The sequence below is a fragment of the Frigoribacterium sp. R86507 genome, from assembly GCF_044597695.1.
Lineage (GTDB): Bacteria > Actinomycetota > Actinomycetes > Actinomycetales > Microbacteriaceae > Frigoribacterium.
This window is the reverse complement of sequence record NZ_CP139002.1, coordinates 3,309,939-3,330,700: the sequence shown is the minus strand read 5'-3', so window position 1 is coordinate 3,330,700 and position 20,762 is coordinate 3,309,939. Positions and strand designations below refer to the sequence as shown.

Here is a 20,762-nt window from a genome sequence, read left to right as displayed (position 1 = left end):
CGCGTGCCGGGGCGGGTGCCGCCCCTCCGTTGTCGCGAAGTGCACAGGTGGGGAGGCGACGGGGTGCCGGGCGTCGGGCGGAGCGGGCGGCGGCGGGCAGGGGTGGACAGGGCGGCGGGTCAGGCGCGATGGGGCGGACGGACGTCGTGGGTGGCGGACCAGACGGCCACGGCGGCGGCGGCGGACCAGGCCTGGGGGCGGCACGAGGCGGGGTACGGCACGGGGGACGGCACCTCGCGGGCCGGGTCGCCGGAGTGCAGCTCGGGCATCCGGTAGCCGAAGGCCGGCGCCGCCGAGAGCAGGCCCTCGGCGAGCACGGCGGCCTCGTCGGCGAACCCGGCCCGGGCGAGTCCCTGCACCGCGATCGCCGTGTCGTGCGTCCAGACGCTGCCCCCGTGGTAGCTCAGCGGCCAGTACCCGGCGCTGTCCGTCGACATCGTGCGCAGGCCGAAGCCGCTGGACAGCTCGGGTGAGACGAGGCGGCGGGCGACCAGCGCCTCCTCGTCGGGGTCGAGCAGGCCGGTGCCGAGCAGGTGCCCGAGGTTGCTCGTGACCGTGTCGACCGGCCGCTTGGCCGCGTCGAGGGCGATTGCCGGGTAGGTGCCCGCGGCGTCGTCGACCCAGAAGGAGGCGCGGAACCGATCGCGTAGGCGCCCCGCCCAGTCGCGCCACGCGTCGCCGCCCGCCCGACCGAAGGCGTCGAGCAGGTCGGCCCCGTGCACGGCCGCCTCGTAGGCGTAGGCCTGCACCTCGCAGAGCGCGATCGGCCCCTCGGCGAGGGTGCCGTCGCGCCACTGGACGCTGTCGCCGGAGTCCTTCCAGCCCTGGTTCGCCAGGCCGTGCCCGGTCTCGTCGACGTACTCGAGCAGCAGGTCGCCGTCGCTGTCGCCCGAGTCGCGCATCCAGGCCAGGGCCGCCTCGAGGTGCGGCAGCAGCGCCTCGACCTCGGCGGCCGGCAGGCCCCAGCGCCACGCGTCGTGCAGCAGACAGACCCAGAGTGCCGTCGCGTCGACGGTGCCGTAGTAGAGCGGGGGCAGGCTGACGTCCTCACCGGGGATCGTCAACGTCTGCTGGCGCAGCTCGTGCATGATCTTGCCGGGTTGCTCGGCCGTCTCGGGCACGTGCCGCGTGCCCTGCAGGCCGGCCAGCACCCGCAGCGTGCCGGCCGCGACCGTGAGGTCGAGGGGCAGGGTGAAACGGGCGGCCCACAGCGAGTCACGACCGAAGAGCGTGAAGAACCAGGGTGCCCCGGCGGCGTAGAAGACGTCGTCGGGTGCCGTCGTCGTGGTCAGGCGCAGGGCCGCCAGGTCGTCGCGGGCCCGGTCGACCCAGCGGGCGAGCCGGTCGTCGCGCGGTGCCGGGTCGAGGTCGGCCCAGTGCGACGACGTCCGCACGCCCCGGACCACGGCGTCGGGGGCGGTCGCGACGAGGTCGAGTCCGACCGTCACGGAGCCCCGGGCGGGCACGACGGCGACCCACTCGACGACGAGGCCGGCGGGCGTCGCGCGCACCGCGCCTCCTCGGGTCTCGAGGTCGACGAGCACGCCTTCGGCCTGCCAGGAGGCTCGGGTGCCGTCGACCGCGAGCGTCACGTCACGCACGGGCTCACCCGCGAGGCCGGCCTTGACGTGGTCCATGGCGGAGGCGTCCGGCCGGAGGGTGGCCGCGACGGTGACCGTGAGCTCGCGGCCCAGCCGGGAGGTGACCGTGTGGCGTTCGTGGACGCCCGTCGTCGTGACGTCGCGGAGCGAGCTCAGGCGGACGTCGGGGTCGGCTCCGGCGTCGTCGAGGCCGCGCAACAGCGACTCGAACCGGACGGCCGAGGCGCCGAGGGGCACGGTGGCGACGTGCTCGGGCACGAGGCCGTCGACCGTGATGCCGTGCCCGGCGACGAAGCGCACGTCGCCGAGGTAGACGCCGTGGATCGTCGCCGCCCCCATCGAGCCGTCGGCGGCCGACCAGGCCTGGCCCGGGGCCCGCAGGACGACCGTCTCGGCGGCGAGGAAGGGCTGGAGGCCGGGGGTCGGGGTCGACCGCTCGGCGTGGTCGGAGTCGAGGGGGGAGGTCTGGGTCATCGGGGGCTCCTGGGGCTCCGGGTGGCGGGCGTGGGGTGCGACGGGTGGCAGTGCGACGGGGTGGGGGTCGCGGTGCGGGTCACTCTTTGACGGCCCCGGCGCTGGCGTTCATGATGCGGCGCTGGAACACGAAGAAGACGATCGCGACCGGGACGGTCATCACCGCGGCGGCCGCGAGCTTGATCGGGTACTGCGACCCCTGGCTCAGCTGCCCCGAGGCAAGGCTCGCGACGCCCTTGGTCAGGGTGGTCAGCTCGGGCGACTGCGTCGACACGATGAAGTGCGAGAGTTCGTTCCACGACCCCTGGAACGACAGGATGATGATCGTCACGAGCGCGGGCCGGGCCATCGGCAGGACGATCGACCAGAAGACCCGGAAGGTGCCGGCGCCGTCGATGCGGGCTTGTTCTTCGACGCTGCGGGGGATCGACTCGAAGAAGTTCTTCATGATGAAGACCCCGGCGGCGTCGGTCAGCAGCGGCACGATCATGCCCGAGTACGAGTCGTACATGCCGAGCTGGTTGATCACCAGGAACTTCGGGATGAGCAGCACGACCGTCGGGACCGCCATCACGCCGATCAGCAGCACGAAGATGACGTTGCGCCCCCGGAACTGCAGCCGCGCCAGGGCGTAGCCGGCCAGCGAGTTGAAGAAGACCCGCCCGAGCGTCACCACGATCGTCACGATCGCCGAGTTCTGGAACCAGGTGGGGAAGTCGCTGTTGAGGAACAGCTGCCGGTAGGCGGCGACCGTCGGGGTGATCGGGATGAGCGACAGGGGGTCGGAAGCCGCCTCGGGGTCGGTCTTGAACGACGTCGCCACGTTGATCAGGAACGGCAGGATGTAGATCGCCGCGATGACGATCAGCACGGCATAGAGCACCGAGGTGCCGGCGATGCGTCGCGTGCTGCGGGGCTCTCGGCCGGCGGGTCGCGGCGAGGCCGGGGGAGGCGCGACCGGCGAGGAGGGGTTCGCCCGGTCGGCGATCGGTGCGGTTGTGGTCATCGCTCGACTCCTGTCGTGTAGAGCCGGGTGCGTCTCTTCGACACGGCCCGTTCACGCAGCACGATGCGCTGCAGGATCGTCAACGCGACGATGATGACGAACAGCACGAAGGCGATGGCCGCGCCGCGGCCCCACTCCTGCTCGCCGAACGCCGAGGTGTACGAGAGGTAGGCGGGGGTCAGGGTGGTCTTCTGCGGGCCGCCCTGGGTGCCCGTGTAGATCTGGTCGAAGACCTGCCAGGTGCCGATGAGGCCGAGGGTGAGCACGGTGAAGAGCGTCGGTCGCAGCTGCGGCAGCGTGATGCGCCAGAAGCGTTGCCAGCCGCTCGCGCCGTCCATCATCGCGGCCTCTTGGACGTCGCCGCCGAGGTTCTGCAGGGCCGCCAGGAAGAGCAGCATGAACGTGCCGCTGGTCGTGAAGACGGCCATCAGGATGAACGCGGACATCGCGACCGACGGCCCGGCCAGCCAGTCCCACCAGCTGACGCCGAGGGCGGTGTGGTCGGCCAGCAGGGCCGGGGGCTGCGTGACGCCGACGACGGCGAGCAGGTTGTGCAGCACGCCGCTGGCGTCGTTGAACCACGCGGGCCCGGTGATGCCGACGAACGAGAGCAACTTGTTCACGGCGCCGCTCTGCGAGAACAGGAACAGCCACAGGACGGTGATCGCGACCGAGCTGGTCACCGACGGGAAGTAGAACGCGGTGCGGAAGAACCCGCGGCCGCGGAGCACCTGGCGATTGACCAGCACGGCGAGCAGCAGCGCCACCGCGGTCTGGATCGGCACGACGAGGACCACGTACCAGGCGTTGTTGCGCAGGCTGAGGCCGAAGTCGCGCTCGGCCAGGCCGCCGCCGCCGAGCAGGTCCCGGTAGTTCTGCGCCCCGACGAAGCCGACGCCGGCCGCGAAGGGGGAGCCGCGGCCGGTCCAGTCCGAGACGCTGACCCAGAGGGCCATCAGCACGGGCACGGCCAGGAAGAGGCCGAGGACGATCAGCACGGGTGAGACGAACAGCCAGCCCGAGAGGCCCTCGCCGCGCGAGACGGCGCTGCGCCGGCGGGGGGCCTTGGTCGAGATCGCGGTCATGGGGACTGCCTTTCGTGCGCTGTCTCGGTTCGGGAGCGCGAGGCACCGCGCCGTGGGAGGCGCGGTGCCCCGAGGGCTACTGGAGGATCGCTTCGAAGTTCTTCTGCGCGGACTCGAGGATCGTCTTCGGGTCGCCGTCCTTCAGGCCGGAGAGCTGCGAGTTGAAGTCGCTGATCACGGCAGCCGAGCCGTCCTGCGTGGGCGTGCCCTGGGCGAACTCGACCGAGTCGAGGAACGCGGCCTGGTCGGGGTTGTCGGACTTCCAGGTGTCGGCGGCCGACTGGATCGAGGGCATGACGCCGAACGCGTCGGCGAAGGCGAGCTGCTGGTCGGTGCTCGTCAGCTGCTCGACGAGGTCGACGGCGGCCTGCTGGTTGGGGCTGTCGGCGGCGATGCCCCAGCAGTTCGTGAACTGCAGCGTGCCCTGGCCGCCGGGGCCGGCGGGCAACTCGGCCACCTGGTACGACACATCGGGGTAGTCGTTGGTGAGTGCGCCGGTGATCCAGTTGCCCTCGATGGTCATGGCCGCCTTGCCCGTGCCGAAGGCCTCGCCGCCCCAGCCCGCGCCGAGGTCGCTCGAGAACGCGGCGTCGCCGCTGGTCAGAAGGTCTTTCACGTAGGTCAGCGCCTCGACGTTCTCGGACGAGTCGAGCGTCGCCTCGGTGCCGTCGGCGTTGGTCACCGCGCCGCCGGCCTGCGCCATGAACGCGCCCACCCGGGCGTACTCGGGGCTGAAGGCCAGACCCACGTGGTCGGCCGTCGTGAGCTTCGCGGCGACCGCCTTCAGCGAGTCCCAGTCGGTCGGGACGTCGGCGTCGGTCAGGCCGGCCGCGGCCCACAAGTCGGTGTTGATGATCAGGCCGAGGGTCGAGAAGTCCTTGGGAGCGCAGTAGAACTGGTCGTCGAGCGTGAAGCTGTCGACCAGCGTCGGGAAGAAGTCGCCCTTGTTCGCGAGCTGGTCGCCGTAGGCCAGCAGGCTGCCGTTCTTCGCAAAACCGGCGAGGGTGTCAGTGGAGACGTAGAACACGTCGGCCGGCTTGCCCGAGGCGAAGCCTTGGCTGAGCTGCTGCGGCAGGTCGGAGGCCACGCTGACCTCGGCGCCGGTGCCCGAGTCGCCGGACCAGCTCGCGACGGCGTCGGTGACGGCCTTCGTCTCGGCGTCGCCGCTCGAGCCGATCAGCACGGTCAGCGAGTCGTCGCTGCTGGTGAGGGCGCCGTCGCTCGCGGCACCCGACCCCTCGCTGAAACCGGAACCGCAGGCCGTGAGGCCCAGGGCGGTGATGGTCGTGAGGGCGGCTGCTGCCGCCAGGCGGGTCGTGCGTCGTCGCATGGTGGGCCTCTCGTCGCGTCGTTGCGATGGTGCGGGTGCTGTGGTCGGGTCGGGGTGGTGCCGAGCGAACCGGGGAACGATTGATTTGATCGATCAAATCCGTGAGGTCAGAGTAAGCAGGCCGCCCGGCGGGTGTCAAGACCGGAGCGCTGGGAGCCGCCGTGGGGCGCCCGAGCCCTGGGGTAACGTGACCGGAGGCCGCCGACCGGGGCCGGGGCGGAGGGCAAGATGACTCGGGTACCGGCACCGCGCCTCCCGACCGTCAGCGACGTCGCCTCGGTCGCCGGCGTGTCTCGGCAGACCGTCTCGAACGTGCTCAACGCGCCCGACATCGTGCGCCCCGACACGCGGGGCCGGGTCGAGAAGGCCATCGCCGACCTGGGCTACCGACCGCATGCGTCGGCGCGTCGCCTGCGCACGCGGAAGAGCTCGACCATCGGCATCCGGCTCGACCCCGTGCAGAACGGCATCTCGGGCGCGGTGCTCGACCGCTTCCTGCACGCCGTCACCGAGCAGGCCGACGCCCGCGACCACCGCATCCTGCTGTACACCGCGGCCGGGCCTGACGACGAGATCGCGCAGTTCCGCCGCCTGCTCGACGGCGCCGACGTCGACGGCTTCGTGCTCACCTCGACCTTCTTCGACGACCCGCGCACCGAATGGCTCATCGACGCCGGTGCCGACTTCGTCACCTTCGGCCGGCCCTGGGGGCTCGACGACATGGGCGACCCGCAGCACCGCTGGGTCGACGTCGACGGCCGGGCCGGCGTGGCCTCGGCGACCGAGGACCTGCTGGGGCGCGGCGCGACCCACGTGGCCTTCCTCGGCTGGCCCGAGGGGTCGGGCGCCGGGGACGACAGGAGACGCGGGTGGCGTGACGCCCTCGGGGCGCGGGGCGCGCTCGACCCGGCCTCGATCGACGCGCTCGACCTGGCTGTCGAGGACTCGGTGCCGCTCGCGTCGGCCGCCGTGCGCGCGGCGCTCGACGCGGGAGTCACGGTGGACGCCGTCGTGTGCGCCAGCGACACCCTCGCCCTCGGGGCGTCGGTCGTGCTCGGCTCGTCGGTGCCGGTCGTGGGCTACGACGACACCCCGGTCGCCTCGGCGCTCGGGCTGTCGAGCGTCGAGCAGCCGCTCGTGGAGGTCGCGGGTGCCGTGCTGTCGCTGCTGCTCGACGACAGCGAGCCGCGGCACCGGCTGTTGCGGCCGCACACGATCTGGCGCTGACCGTCCGGCGCTGACCGTCCGGCGCGCCTCGGGAGGCCCCGCCGGTCAGGAGTTCGTCAGAGCCCTGTCTTGTCTTCCGATGGCTGAGCCTGGCTCCTGACGATCAGGCGTCCGTCCGCCGTGCGGATCACCTGGCGCCCGTTCGAGCGCGAGCCCTCGACCGCTTGCTGCCTGATGACGTAGCGGCCCGTGAGAGCGCTTCGGCTTCTCGTGTTTAACCGGTAGACACCGTTTCCGAGACTCTGCAGAGATCTGTTCGATTCGTTTGTCATGACGCTTCCGATCTGCTTGATGGATGATCGTAGTCGTCGGAGAGGCCTTGGGCCATGTCCGTCGTCGCGGTACGGAAGCGTTCGCTGAGGACGGCACCCCATTTCTCGGTGAGCTCCCCCACGACTGCGGCCCACGCCGACGGCTCGTAGTCGTTGATTGCTCTGGGCAGCCCGATGCTGAGAGCCCCGGAAGCGAAGTACGGCATGTCGTCCGGCGTGACGGTCACCGGCGCGGCTACGACGGCGCGCCACCGTCCCGTGGTGTGTTCTGTTCCCGAGAGGTCATCGGCCATCGGCTGCTCTCTGCCCAGCGCTTGTGCGGCGATCCATGCGCTGTCGTGGCCGACTGGAACGCGGCGTAGGCCGCTGACGTCGTGGAAGAGGCGGTCGTGGGAAGCGTACTGAACCAGTTGTCCTTGCCCATCAGCCAGCCAGAGTGTCACGTTCGCGTCGGAGGCTCCCAGACGCGAACGCACCGTGTCAACGTCTTGCATGAGTGCCCGACTGTCTTCCTCCTGCCGGACTGGGAACGATTCTTCATGGTGCGCCCAAAGGCGGGCGGAACGGTCCCTCGGCGACACGTAGGAGTCCATCTCGAGGTACGGGAGTTCGCGAATGACCTGAGCGGCATCGACGTGGTCATGGAGAAGCACGGGGACGAGCCCGATCGATCGCCACTGACGGGTGAGGGCTTCTCTCACGTCGGACCAGGAGGGCTTGTCGAGCTCGAATGCCTCGCGCGCCAGGAGAACGACCGCCGGGTGAGATGTCGACCGTGAACGAAGGGCGAGGTGCAGCCACTGTCTGAGGTCAGGATCCCGATACGACGTCCCGGCGATCACGAGCGCTCCGTTGTCGACGGAGTGCCGGAGGTAGTCGAGCTGCCACGTCGCAGGCGTCCCGAGGATGCCCGTGTAGTCGGTGAGCGTCAAGACGACGTCGAAGCATCCGTCCTCGAGCACGACTCCGTGGAGGTGGTGTACCTCGAGCTCGTTCGGGTCGGTCAGGGCGCTGTCGAAGATCGACGTCACGTTGCGGTCCGGCTCGTCATCGGTCAGGGCGTCCTCGAGGAGCACGTCGAAGTTCAGCGTCGCGAGCTTGATGCGCGCGGCGCCCGGGGTGAGCCGAAGGTTGGCTGCGGCGAGATGGAGGGGTGAATACCCCGCCTCGACGTTCGAGGGGTAGAGGGCCGAGCCGAGTGTCGCAGGCCAGTCATCGGATGCGGCCTTCGCGGCCTCGGCGACGAGGAGGGCATCTTGTCGCGAGACCATGTGTTCCGCCAGTGGTCGCGAGGAGACGGCTTTGCTGTGGAGGAGGAGCGACGTGGCGAATTCTTCCCAGTTCGGGAGCCCTGACGTGATCGAGGCGCCCGCACCCAGCAGGACGGTGACCAGGCCGCAACCGTAGGCGCGTTTGACGGGGGAGAGGATTCGATCGTCGATCTCGGAGGCAGTCACGACCCACATCATGGCATAACGAATGATCTGTAAGTCGACCGTCCGGCGCTGTCGCGGCCTGGGCTGGAGCGGCCCGCTACTTCTTCTTGCGGGGGGCGGCGCCGGTCGAGTTGCGGGCGGCCGAGCGGGCCTTGCGGGCGGCGGCGCCGCCTCCGCGGTTGCCCGTGGCCGAACCCGGTGCGCGCGGGGTCTGCTTCGGTCCGGGCTTCGAGCCGGCCGAGCCGTTCTGTGCGGGCTGGACGTCCAGGCCTCGTTGCACCGCGCCTCCTTCGACCGCTGCTCCGGCGCGGCCGTCGGGGCCCGCGTCGGCGCCCAGAGCGCCTCCGGCGGCACCCGATCGGCGACCGGCCGGTTCGAGCACGCGGCGCGGCACCGGGCGCGGGCGGATCGGCTCGCCACGACGGTCCTGGCCCGGGATCGGCCGCGAACGACGCCCGTAGAGCACCTCGGACGAATCGAGCAGCCAGGGCACGAGCGAGATCGTGACACCGTGCACGAGCATGAGCTTCTGGCGGATGCGGCGGCTCTTGTGGTTGTGCAGGGCGGCCTCCCACCAGTGGCCGACGATGTAGATCGGCGTGTAGACCGTGACGACCTCGCTGCCGTGCTCTTCGCGGTGGGCCTTGATGTACTTGATCAGCGGCATGCTGATGTCGCGGTACGGCGAGGCGACGATGCGCAGCGGCACCTCGATGTCCTGCTCGGCCCACTGGCGCTGCAGCAGTGCCGTGGCCTCGTCGTCGATGCCCACGTGGATCGCCTCGAGCGACTCGTGTCGCGCGGCGATGGCGTAGTCGAGTGCCTTGAGCACGGGCTTCTGCATGGTGCCCACCAGCACGATCGCGTGGTCGCCGTGCGAGCCGAACTGCGTCGTGGCGTCGGGTTCGACCTCGACCAGCACGTCGCGGTAGTAGCGGTTCACGCCGAGCATCAGCACGAACAGGATCGGCATGATGACGAACACCAGCCAGGCGCCGTGCGTGAACTTGGTCACCGTCACGACGACGAGCACCGACGCGGTCAGCAGGGCGCCGAACGCGTTGATGCCGCGGGCCCGGTACACGGCGCCCCGGTCGGCGCAGCCCTCGCGCAGCATGCGGGTCCAGTGCACGACCATGCCGGTCTGCCCGAGAGTGAACGACACGAAGACGCCGATGATGTAGAGCTGGATGAGTCCCGTGACGCTGGCCTGGTACACGAGCAGGATGGCGCACGCCACGAGGGCCAGCACGATCACGCCGTTCGAGTAGATCAGTCGGTCGCCGCGCGTGTTGAGCGCCTTGGGGGCGTACTGGTCGCGGGCCAGGATCGACCCGAGCAGCGGGAAGCCGTTGAATGCCGTGTTCGCCGCCAGCAGCAGCACCGCCGCCGTGCAGGCCTGGATCACGTAGAACGGGATGCCGAACAGCGCCCCGCCGAACACCGCGCTCGCGATCTGCGCGATGAGGCTGCGTTGCGGCGTGGTGGCACAGTCGACGAACCCTTGCAGGTCGCAGGCGTCCTCGGCGTAGTGCACCTTCGCGATCAGGGCGACGGCGACGAGGCCGGCGAACAGGACGATCGCGATGCTGCCCATCAGCACGAGGGTCTTCTGGGCGTTCTGCACCTTGGGGCGCTGGAACGCGGGCACGCCGTTCGCGATGGCCTCGACGCCGGTCAGGGCCGAGCAGCCGCTCGAGAACGCCCGGAGCAGCAACAGCACGAAGGCGGCCTGCGTGAGCTGGTCGGCCTGCACCGTGTACTCGGCGCTCTCGGCGACGGGCGGGTCGCCGAGAGCGGTGCGCACCAACGCGATGACGATCATGACGAAGACGCTCGACACGAAGAGGTAGGTGGGGATCGCGAAGGCCTTGCTCGACTCGCGCACGCCGCGCAGGTTGACGGCGGCCAGCAGGACGACGAAGAAGATCGCGAGCTCGACGCGCACCGGTGCCAGTTCGGGCACGGCCGAGATGATGTTGTCGACGCCCGAGGCGACCGACACGGCCACCGTCATGACGTAGTCGACGAGGAGCGCCGAGGCGACCACGAGCCCGGCCTTCTCGCCGAGGTTCTTGTGGGCGACCTCGTAGTCGCCGCCGCCCGACGGGTACGCCTTGATCAACTGGCGGTACGAGGCGACCACGACCAGCAGCAGGACGACCACCGCGACGGCGACCCACGGGGCGAGCGTGAGGAACCCGAGGCCGCCGATCAGCAGGATCATCAGCAGCTCTTGCGGCGCGTACGCCACCGAGCTGAGCGGGTCGCTGGCGAAGATCGGCAGTGCGAGGTGCTTCGGCAGCAGCTGCCCCTCGAGCTTCTCCGAGGGCAGGGGTTCACCGATGAGCCAACGCTTCGGCGACCGGGTGTCGTTGGTCACGAGCGGCGACTCTACTCCCGTGCGAGGGCGTGTCAACTTCGCTCACGGGCGGTTTATTCCCGGTCAGCGCGGGTCCGTCCGAACTGATTCGTACCGACCCGGCGTCAGGCCGGTGAGGAGGTGCGGGCCGGGACGACGACGGAGGTCGCCACCCGGCGCCGGGCGAAGAGCGGCAACGTGATCGCCACCAGCGGGCCGATCAGCAGGGCCTCGGCGGCCGTGCCGATGCCGACCTGGCCGCCGAGCAGCCATCCCCCGGCCAGGACCGTGAGCTCGATGACGGTGCGGGCGACGCCCACCCGCCAGCCCAGTCGGGCGTGCAGGCCGAGCATGAGACCGTCACGCGGGCCCGGCCCGAAGTCGGCCCCGATGTAGAGGCCGCTCGCGACGGCGAGCAACAGCAGGCCGCCCGCGAAGGTCAGGCCCTGTGCCCACCACTCGGTCTGCTGCGGCAGGACGCGCAGGCCGAGGTCGGCGACCGGGCCGATCATCAGCGTGTTGGCGATCGTGCCGAAGCGGGGGCGCTGGCGCAGGGGGATCCAGAGCAGCAGCACGACCAAGCTCGTGACGAACGTGACGGTGCCGAACGTCAGCCCGGTGTGCCGGACGAGACCCTGCGAGAGCACGTCCCAGGGGGCGACGCCGATGCCGGCGCGGATCATGACGGCGATGGCGAAGCCGTAGGCGGTGAGGCCGACGAACAACTGCAGCAGGCGACGCGAGAGGAGCATGAGGTCGATCCAATCGGCCGACTGGCCTGGTGGCAAGGGTCCAATCGGCCTAGGGTGGCCGCGTGACCAACCTAGACCACGGTGCCACCACCGTCTCGTCGCGAGCGCTCGGGGTGCTGCTCGACTCGTGGCGCGCCTCCTCGGCTCCCGGCTACCTGGCGCTCGCCGACCGCATCCGACTGCTCGTGCTCGACGGGCGGCTGCCGGTCGGCACGCGCCTGCCGTCCGAACGTGACCTCTGCGCTCACCTCGGGGTCAGCCGCACGACCGTGGCCGCGGCCTATGCGGCCCTCCGCGACTTGGGGCACGTCGACAGCGTGCGCGGCAGCGGCAGCGTCGTGCGTCTGCCTGCCCGTGCCTCGGTGCCGCGCCCGACGACGACCGAGGGGTTGCTCGACCTGACGAAGGCGGCCCTGCCCGCGGTCGACGGCATCGCCGAGGCGGCCCAGCGGGCGGCGGGGCGGCTCGGGGCCTACCTCGACGACCCGGGCTACGACCCGGTCGGGCGGCCCGTGCTGCGGGAGGCCATCGCCGAACGGTACCGACGGCGCGGGCTCGAGACGAGCGCCGAGCAGATCGTCGTCACCCTCGGGGCCCAGCACGCGATCGCGCTGCTCGCCCGCGTGCTGGTCTCGCGCGGCGACCGGGCCGTCGTCGAGGCGCCCGGCTACCCGCACGCCTTCGAGGCCCTCCGCGGGGCCGGTGCCCGCCTCGTGCCGGTCAGCGTGACCGTCGACGACGGCTGGGACGAAGCGGCACTGATGCAGACCCTGCGGCGCACGAGCCCGCCGGTGGCCTACCTGATGCCCGACTTCCACAACCCCACGGGCGCGACGATGCCCGCCGACCAGCGGGTGCGGGTGCTCGAGGCGGCGGCGGACGAGGGCACCGTGGTGATCGCCGACGAGACCATGGCCGAGATGGCGATCGACGGGGTGGGTCCGGGCTCGCGCGTCGAGCGGCCCCTGCCGATGGCCGCGTACGGACGGGCCGTCACGATCGGCTCGGTCGGCAAGTCGCTCTGGGGCGGCCTGCGCATCGGTTGGATCCGCGCCGACCGCCCGCTCGTCGATCGGCTCGTGCGCGCCCGCTCGGCGGGCGACCTGGGCACGCCCGTGCTCGAGCAGTTGGTGGTCGCCGAGTTGCTCGGCGACTTCGACCGCGTGCTGGAGGCGCGGGCCGGCCACCTGAGGAGAGGTCGCGACCGCGTCGTCCACGGCCTCCGCGAGGCGTTCCCGTCCTGGCAGGTGCCGTCGCCGGCGGGAGGGCTCACCACCTGGGTCGGACTCGGGGCGCCGGTCAGCTCGCAACTCACCCTCGCCGCCCGCCGCGAAGGGCTGCTGCTCGCCGCCGGTCCGGTGTTCGGCATCGACGGGGCGTTCGAGCGGTTCCTGCGCGTGCCGTTCTCGTACGCCGACAGCGACACCGACCGCGCGCTCGCGGCCCTGCGCGCGGCGTGGGACGGGGTCGACGGGGTCCAGGCACCGGCCTCGCCGCTGCTGGCCGAGGTGGTCTGAGGGGGAGAACGACGGCTCGTCCACACCTCGGTGATCGGCCGGGATCGTGCACATCATGTAAGAAAGCGCCGCCAGTTCCCAGAGAGGCTGGTGACAATGGAGGCGCGGTGCACGTCGTTCACCGCGCCTCCTCCGCTCTCCCTCTCACCACCGGAGCACCGTGCACCTGCTGTCCGTCTTCAGCCTGCGCAACCGCGCGCTGATCGCCCTCGTCACCATCGTCGTCGCCGTCTTCGGCGGCATCGCCCTCACCTCGCTCAAGCAAGAGCTCGCACCGAACGTTCAGTTCCCGCAGATCGCGATCGTCAGCTCGTACCCGGGCGCCACGCCCGAGGTCGTGAACGAGGACGTCTCGACCCCGATCGAGCAGGCCGTCCAGATCATCCCCGGCCTCGAGGGCACCTCGGCGACCTCGAGCACCTCGCAGAGCACGGTCTCGGCCGAGTTCACCTACGGCACCGACCTCGACTCGGCCGAACAGAAGATCCAGTCGGCCATCAACCGGCTCTCGCTGCCCGACTCGGTCGACACCCAGGTCGTCACGGGCAGCCTCGACGACCTGCCGGTCATCCAGATCGCCGTCACCGGCTACGACTCCGCGGACTCGCAGGCCCTCGTCGACCGGCTGACCACCGTCACGGTGCCCGACCTGCAGAAGCTCGACGGCGTCCGCGAGGCCTCGATCTACGGCGACGCCGGCCAGCGCGTCACCATCTCGCCCGACCAGACGGCGCTCACCGCCGCAGGGCTGACGACCGCCGCCTTCCAGGACGCCCTCGACGCCAACGGCACGCTCATCCCCGGCGGCACCCTCACGCAGGACGGCAAGACCCTGTCGATCCAGGCGGGGCAGCGAATCACCAGCGTCGACGAGATCCGCGCCCTGCCGCTGCTCGGCGGGACCTCGGCCACCACCGTCGGCGACGTCGCCGACGTGCAGCTGACCGGCGCACCCGTCACCTCGATCAGCCGCGTCGACGGACAGGACGCCCTCACGGTCGCCATCACCAAGACCCTCGACGCCAACACCGTCGACGTGTCGCAGACCGTCCGCGACGCCATCCCGAGCCTCGCCTCCGACCTGGGTGACGGTGTCGAACTCACGGTCGTGTTCGACCAGGCGCCGTTCATCCAGCAGTCGATCGACGCGCTCGCCGAAGAGGGGCTGCTCGGCCTCGTGTTCGCCGTGATCGTCATCCTGATCTTCCTGCTGTCGATCCGGTCGACCATCGTCACGGCGATCAGCATCCCGACGAGCGTGCTGATCACGTTCATCGGGCTCCAGGCCGCGGACTACACGCTCAACATCCTGACCCTGGGCGCACTGACGATCGCCATCGGCCGCGTGGTCGACGACTCGATCGTGGTCATCGAGAACATCAAGCGGCACCTCACCGCCGGTGTCGACCGGCTCGAGGCGATCAAGGTCGGCGTGCGCGAGGTCGCGGGTGCCATCACCGCGTCGACGGTCACGACCGTCGTGGTGTTCCTTCCGCTGGCGTTCGTCGGCAACATCACCGGCGAGCTGTTCCGCCCGTTCGCCCTGACGGTCACCATCGCCCTCGTCGCGTCGTTGTTCGTCGCACTCACGATCGTGCCGGTGCTGGCGTACTGGTTCCTCCGGGCACCGAAGGCCCACAAGCACGCTCCGGGAGGCGAGGCCGCCGCCGTCGAGGGGGCGACGACCGAATCGTTGACGACCCGCGCCTCCGACCCGTCCGACACCCGGCCGCTCGACCGCCTGCGTCGCGCCTACGTCCCCGTGCTGCGGGCCACACTGAAGCGTCCGGTCGTGACGATCCTCGTGGCTCTGCTGATCCTGGTGGGCACGGGCGCCGTCATCCCCTTCATGAAGACGAACTTCCTCGGGGCGAGCGGGCAGAACACCTTCACCGTCACGCAGACCCTGCCGCCCGCGTCGAGCCTGCAGACGCAGTCCGACGCCGCCGACCGGGTCGAGCAGGTGCTCGAGGGCGTCGACGGCATCGAGACGGTGCAGCTGACCATCGGCTCGAGCGGCACGTCGATCGCGAGCTTCCTCGGCGGCTCGGGCGACAGCACGGTCACCTACTCGATCACCACCGACGAGAGCGCCGACCAGGACGCCCTGCAGGCCGACGTCCGGTCGCAGCTCGACGACGTCACCGACGCCGGCGAGATCGAGGTCTCGGCGTCGAGCGGGTTCGGCACGAGCAACGACATCACCGTCGACGTCACGGCACCCGACCCCGACAGCCTGCAGACCGCCACGGACGCCGTGCTCGAGAAGGTGCAGGGGCTTCCCGGCACCGCCGAGGCCAGCTCGAACCTGCAAGCGGCCCAGCCGGTCATCGGCGTGCAGGTCGACCGTGCCGCCGCCGCGGCGCTCGGCTACAGCGAGGTCGCCGTGGGCGGCATCGTGTCGCAGGCGATCCAGCCCTTCCGGGTGGGGTCGCTCGAGATCGACGACAGCTCGGTCGACGTGTACACGGTCGATCCGACGCCGCCGGCGACCCTCGACGAGCTGAAGGCCCTCGAGCTGCCGAGCCCGACCGGGCCCGTGCGACTCGACTCCATCGCGACGGTCGAGCAGACGACCGGGCCGACCTCGGTCACGACGACCGACGCGGTGCGTTCGGCGACCGTGACCATCACGCCCTCGAGCGACGACCTGTCGGCCGCGGGCACCGAGGTGTCCGACGCCGTGGCCGCGGTCGAACTGCCCGACGGGACCGACGCCACGATCGGCGGGGCGACGGCCGACCAGGCCAACGCGTTCTCGCAGCTCGGTCTCGCCGTGTTGATCGCCATCCTGATCGTCTACATCGTCATGGTGGCGACGTTCCGCAGCCTGATCCAGCCGTTGCTGCTGCTGGTGTCGATCCCGTTCGCCGCGACCGGGGCGATCCTGCTGCAGTTGGCCTCGGGCGTGCCGCTCGGCGTGGCGTCGCTGATCGGCGTGCTCATGCTCGTCGGCATCGTCGTGACCAATGCCATCGTGCTGATCGACCTGGTGAACCAGTACCGCGAGAAGGGTCTGAGGGTGCGCGAGGCCCTGCTCGAAGGGGCATCACGCCGATTGCGGCCCATCCTCATGACCGCGGCGGCCACGATCTTCGCGCTCACCCCGATGGCGCTCGGGGTCACCGGACACGGCGGCTTCATCTCGCAGCCGCTCGCCATCGTCGTGATCGGCGGGCTCGTGTCGTCGACCCTGCTGACCCTCGTGGTGCTGCCCGTCATCTACTACCTGTTCGAGCGCATCGGCGAACGTCGGGCCGACCGACGGGCGGCGGAAGCGGCCGAGCAGGCTGCCACCCGGGGGTGACCTCGGTCGGCGTGCCGGGTTCGGTCGTGGCTGTGCAATTCGCGACAACGGGCGGTCGACACGCCGCCCGGGGCGAGACCTGAGCGGCATGTCGGCCCGGTCGTGTCGGGTTCGGTACGCGGGGATGCGGAAGGCAGGTCGGGTTCGGTACGCGGGGATGCGGCAGCAGGTTGGGTTCGGCGCGGCGGCCGGGCGATGTGCGAGGCAGGCGGTGGGTTCGGCGTCGACACGTGCCGGAACGCGGGCGTGTCCGTGCCCGACGGGCCGATGCGCTGGCCCGTCCGGCACGAAATTGCCCGTGTTGCCGTGTTGCCGTGCTGCCGTCTGGCCGCGTGGCCGCGTGGCCGTGTGGCCGTGCGGCCTTGTGGCGCGGGCTCCGGTCGACGATCGAGCCGGGGTGGCGGGGCTTCGGCCGCCGATCGATCCGAGGAGGCGGGGCTTCCGGTTCGGGGGAGGCTCGGGTATCGTAGGCGGGTCGGCTCAAGACACCGCGCCTGTGGCGCGAGCACATCGGCACCTGCGGGTGCCGATCATGCACAGCTTTGAACAGCACGAGGGTTTGTAAGTCTTGTGGGCCGGATTCCCGTCGAGTCACGACGGGATGAATTCACGATTGTGAACGGTCCTGGTCAATGGCTGCCCGGGTATTTCTTCGCGTCATCTCTGACAAGCCCGGAAAGAACTCCTCCATGTCTCCTTACGACAACTCACGCCCGCGCACCGACCGCACCGGTGGTGCGCCCAAGGCCGGCTCGAAGAGCCCCAAGCACCGCGGCCACCGCGCCGACGAGGCCGGGGCCCCGGCCCCCAAGAAGCGCTGGGACGCCAGCGAGCGCGCAGACCGCGGACGCCGCGAGTTCGGCACCCGCGACGGTGGCGGCAACCGTGCCCCCGGCGCCGCGCGTTCCGAGGACCGCCGCCCCAACTGGGAGCCCCGCGAGAAGCCGGCCGGCGGCAACCGCTTCGGCAACCGTGACTTCGACAGCCGCAACGGCGAGCGTGGCCGCGACGCCGCGCCCCGCTTCGGCCGCGACGGTGGCCGTGAGGCCGCCCGTGGCTACGGCCGCGACGGTGGCCGCGACGCCGTCCGTGGCTCGGACCGCGGACCCCGCTCGTGGGACCGTTCGGACCGCCCGGCTCGCGACGACCGCGCCCCCCGCAGCTACGACCGCGGCGACCGTCCGGCGCGCGACGACCGCGCGCCGCGTTCGTACGACCGGAACGACCGTCCGGCTCGTGACGACCGCGCCCCCCGCAGCTACGACCGCAGCGACCGCCCGGCCCGCGACGACCGCTCGCGTGACGACCGCGCCCCTCGCAGCTTCGACCGTTCGGACCGACCGGCCCGCGACGACCGCGCGCCGCGTGCGTACGGTGACCGTTCCGAGCGCGGTGGCCGCGCCTCCGGGGGTTTCGACCGCGACGCCCGCCCGGCACGCAGCTTCGACCGCAGCGACCGACCCGCTCGTGACGACCGCGCCCCCCGCAGCTTCGACCGCAACGACCGTGGCGACCGCCCGGCCCGCGTCGGCGACCGGTCGAGCGACTTCTACCCGAAGCGCGACGCGGCCACGCACTACTCGCCCGAGGACGACGTCAAGCTCGAGAAGCTCAAGGCAGAGGTCGTCACCGCGGCCGACGTCGTGGGCGTGAGCTTCGGCGACCTGGGCCTCGGCGACAACATCGAGCGCCAGCTGGCGACGATGGGTGCCGCGGCTCCGTTCGCGATCCAGGCCGCGACGATCCCCGACGTGCTCGCCGGTCGTGACGTCCTCGGCCGTGGCCGCACGGGCTCGGGCAAGACGATCGCCTTCGGCGCCCCGCTGGTCGAGAAGCTGATGGAGAACAACGGCGCCAAGAACCGCAAGATGGGCCGCAAGCCCCGCGCGCTGATCCTCGCCCCGACCCGTGAGCTCGCGATGCAGATCGACCGCACCGTGCAGCCCATCGCGCGCTCGGTCGGCCTGTTCACCACGCAGGTCTACGGCGGCGTGCCCCAGCAGCGCCAGGTCGGTGCGCTCAACCGCGGCGTCGACATCGTGATCGGCACCCCCGGCCGCATCGAGGACCTCATCGACCAGGGCCGCCTCGACCTGAGCGAGGTCGTCGTGACCGTGCTCGACGAGGCCGACCACATGTGCGACCTCGGGTTCCTGGAGCCGGTGCAGCGCATCATCCGCGAGACCGCGACGGTCCGCCCCGACGGCGCCCGCGCCCAGAAGCTGCTCTTCAGCGCGACCCTCGACAAGGGCGTGGCCAAGCTCGTCGACGAGTTCCTGGTCGACCCGGCCGTGCACGAGGTCGCCGGCGAGGACCAGGCCAGCGCCACGATCGACCACCGCGTGCTGCTGATCGAGCAGCGCGACAAGACGGCCGTCATCGAGCAGCTCGCCTCGGGTGGTGGCAAGACGCTGGTCTTCGCCCGCACCCGCGCCTTCGCCGAGCAGCTCGCCGACCAGCTCGAGGACGCCGGCATCCGCTCGACGAGCCTGCACGGCGACCTGAACCAGGCCCGCCGCACGCGCAACCTGCAGCTGCTCACCAGCGGCAAGGTCAACGTGCTCGTCGCGACCGACGTCGCCGCCCGCGGCATCCACGTCGATGACATCGAGCTCGTCGTCCAGGCCGACATGCCCGACGAGTACAAGACCTACATGCACCGCTCGGGCCGCACCGGCCGCGCCGGCAAGGAGGGCACCGTCGTCACGCTCATCACGCGCCAGCGTCGCCGTCGCATGGAAGAGCTGCTCGACCGCGCCGAGATCGACGCCGAGATGATCGAGGCCCGCTCGGGCGATCGCCTGATCGACGAGCTCGCGGGCGTGCAGGCGTAGCGAGCGCTCCCCGGGTCGCGCACCGCGCCTCCTGGTCTCGAACCCCGTTCCGAACGACGAACCCCGCATCTCGGGGGCTTCATCGTTCGGAACGGGGTTCTTCGTCGTGCTCGGGCGCTCGCGAGACCCCAGGAAGTCGCCGAGACACCCGTGCGCGCGCGGGGGTCTGGGCGGTTTCGTGGGGTTTCGGCGCGGCGGGCGGCAGGCGGCGGGGCTAGCGGCGGTCGAGCAGGCCGCGCACGTAGGAGGCCTGGCCGAGGTGCTGCACGCAGTCGTTCAGGATGCTGACGAGGCGGGCTCCGGCCGTGACCGGAGGGTCCCACGCCTCGTCGACCACGTCGTCGTACGAGGCGCCGTCGAGGTCGTCGAGGTAGCCGCGCGTCCGCAGCGTGACGGCCTCGAGGTAGCCGATCAACAGCTCGGCGTCGACCCGCACCGCGGCCACGTCGGCCGGTGACATGCCGTAGCCCATCTCGGCCGACGAGAACGGCAGCGCGAACGACTCGGCCCAGCCGTCGGCCGTCCAGACCTGGTCGGACGCGGCGAGGTCGGCGATCTGGACGTCCTGCCCGCGGGCGGTGTGCCAGACGAGCCAGGCGATCGTGTTCGCCTCGTCGTCCGGGCGCCAGGCGAGGTCGTCGACCGAGAGGTCGGCGACCGCCCGGACGGCGATGGCCGGGAGGCGCGAGAAGGCTTCGACGAGGACGTCCGAGGGGGTCATCGGCCCACCCTACGACCGGCCGCGCGCGCCGGTGCGGGTCGCGCGGATCATCCAGGCGACGCCGAACCACCGAAGTGGTGTCGAACCACCGACATGCGGGGTTCGATGCCCCATCGGTGGTTCGATCTGGCGGTGGTCAGCCCCGGCGGTGGTTCGACCCGGTGCTGGTCCGCCCCGGTGCTGGTCGCTCAGGCGACGACGTCGTCTCCGGCCGCGGCGCGCGTCAGCGAGTCACCGATCGCGCGCATGGCCGCCGCGAGGAAGTCGAGGTGGTTCGGGTCGACCGCGTCGCGGAACGCCCGGCGGTAGAAGTCGTGGATCTGGTCGATCGCCTCACGGCCGGCCGGGGCCAGTTCGAGCAGCACGCTCCGTCGGTCGGAGGGGTGAGGCTGGCGCGTGATGTACCCGCCGCTCTCGAGCCGGTCGACCAGGCTCGTGGTCGCCCCGGTCGACAGCTCGAGGAACTCGGCCGCGCGCTTGGGGGTCGTGTCGTGGTCGGTCGCGATGAAGGTCAGGCAGCGGAGGTCGGTGGTGCCCATGCCGAAGTGGTCGGCGACGACCTTCTGGACGCGCTCGCCCTGTCGTTGCAGCGACGCGTAGGCCGTCAGCACGAGGGTCACGTCGAGCTGGCCCTCGTCGTCGAGGGGCGGAGGGGAGCCGGCGGGCGGCTGGGGCGAGACGTCGGACATGGCGGGCTCTCTGCTGGCGGGACGGCGACGCGAGGACGGAGCGAAGACGGGGAGGCGCGGCGGAGGACGCCACGGACGTCCAGGATACCTTGCCGAGTGAGTTGTACGAGCTTCGAATCACCCGGTGTCACGCAGCGTCGGCATCACGC

At 71.2% G+C, this 20,762-nt stretch carries 13 protein-coding genes; 4 read left to right on the top strand and 9 right to left on the bottom strand.

What is annotated here, in order from left to right; genetic code table 11:
* Positions 1-119: 119 nt before the first annotated feature.
* From SJY14_RS15720 to SJY14_RS15705, 4 genes are all read right to left on the bottom strand, one after another.
* Entirely contained in the window at positions 120-2,075 is a 1,956-nt protein-coding gene (locus tag SJY14_RS15720; RefSeq protein ID WP_396599397.1) for a glycogen debranching N-terminal domain-containing protein, read from the bottom strand.
* A 79-nt stretch (positions 2,076-2,154) separates the two neighbouring features.
* Complete coding sequence (locus SJY14_RS15715) at positions 2,155-3,081, bottom strand: carbohydrate ABC transporter permease (RefSeq protein WP_396599396.1); 927 nt, start codon at positions 3,079-3,081, stop codon at positions 2,155-2,157.
* A complete protein-coding gene (locus SJY14_RS15710; RefSeq protein WP_396599395.1) occupies positions 3,078-4,166 on the bottom strand; it encodes a carbohydrate ABC transporter permease in 1,089 nt (362 codons plus the stop codon). The genes SJY14_RS15715 and SJY14_RS15710 overlap by 4 nt, the downstream gene beginning before the upstream one ends.
* 76 nt (positions 4,167-4,242) lie before the next feature.
* Entirely contained in the window at positions 4,243-5,496 is a 1,254-nt protein-coding gene (locus SJY14_RS15705) for an extracellular solute-binding protein (RefSeq protein WP_396599394.1), read from the bottom strand.
* Between the two features lie 228 nt (positions 5,497-5,724).
* Here SJY14_RS15705 and SJY14_RS15700 point away from each other — a divergent pair, with 228 nt between their 5' ends.
* Complete coding sequence (locus SJY14_RS15700; protein ID WP_396599393.1) at positions 5,725-6,723, top strand: LacI family DNA-binding transcriptional regulator; 999 nt, start codon at positions 5,725-5,727, stop codon at positions 6,721-6,723.
* A gap of 268 nt (positions 6,724-6,991) precedes the next feature.
* Here SJY14_RS15700 and SJY14_RS15695 read toward each other — a convergent pair whose 3' ends face one another.
* The 3 genes from SJY14_RS15695 to SJY14_RS15685 form a co-directional block, all read right to left on the bottom strand.
* Positions 6,992-8,452 carry an SIR2 family protein gene (locus tag SJY14_RS15695; RefSeq protein ID WP_396599392.1) on the bottom strand — a complete coding sequence of 487 codons (1,461 nt, stop codon included), beginning with the start codon at positions 8,450-8,452 and terminating at the stop codon, positions 6,992-6,994.
* 76 nt (positions 8,453-8,528) lie between these two features.
* Positions 8,529-10,814 carry an APC family permease gene (locus tag SJY14_RS15690; RefSeq protein WP_396599391.1) on the bottom strand — a complete coding sequence of 762 codons (2,286 nt, stop codon included), beginning with the start codon at positions 10,812-10,814 and terminating at the stop codon, positions 8,529-8,531.
* Between the two features lie 104 nt (positions 10,815-10,918).
* Positions 10,919-11,545, bottom strand: a complete 627-nt coding sequence (locus tag SJY14_RS15685) for a YitT family protein (protein WP_396599390.1) — start codon at positions 11,543-11,545, stop codon at positions 10,919-10,921.
* Positions 11,546-11,607: 62 nt separating this feature from the next.
* Here SJY14_RS15685 and SJY14_RS15680 point away from each other — a divergent pair, with 62 nt between their 5' ends.
* The 3 genes from SJY14_RS15680 (at position 11,608) to SJY14_RS15670 (ending at position 19,203) form a co-directional block, all read left to right on the top strand.
* Positions 11,608-13,062: a PLP-dependent aminotransferase family protein gene (locus SJY14_RS15680; RefSeq protein ID WP_396599389.1), complete on the top strand. Its 1,455-nt coding sequence runs from the start codon at positions 11,608-11,610 to the stop codon at positions 13,060-13,062.
* A 160-nt stretch (positions 13,063-13,222) separates the two neighbouring features.
* Positions 13,223-16,369 (top strand): efflux RND transporter permease subunit, encoded by a 3,147-nt coding sequence (locus tag SJY14_RS15675; RefSeq protein WP_396599388.1) that lies wholly within the window; start codon positions 13,223-13,225, stop codon positions 16,367-16,369.
* 689 nt (positions 16,370-17,058) lie between these two features.
* Positions 17,059-19,203 carry a DEAD/DEAH box helicase gene (locus SJY14_RS15670; protein WP_396599387.1) on the top strand — a complete coding sequence of 715 codons (2,145 nt, stop codon included), beginning with the start codon at positions 17,059-17,061 and terminating at the stop codon, positions 19,201-19,203.
* A gap of 214 nt (positions 19,204-19,417) precedes the next feature.
* Here the strand turns inward: SJY14_RS15670 and SJY14_RS15665 are convergent, their stop codons facing one another.
* Together SJY14_RS15665 and SJY14_RS15660 are read right to left on the bottom strand one after the other, a co-directional pair.
* Positions 19,418-19,924 (bottom strand): DinB family protein, encoded by a 507-nt coding sequence (locus SJY14_RS15665; protein WP_071255642.1) that lies wholly within the window; start codon positions 19,922-19,924, stop codon positions 19,418-19,420.
* A gap of 188 nt (positions 19,925-20,112) precedes the next feature.
* Entirely contained in the window at positions 20,113-20,613 is a 501-nt protein-coding gene (locus SJY14_RS15660) for a MarR family winged helix-turn-helix transcriptional regulator (protein ID WP_055978086.1), read from the bottom strand.
* Positions 20,614-20,762: the final 149 nt, after the last annotated feature.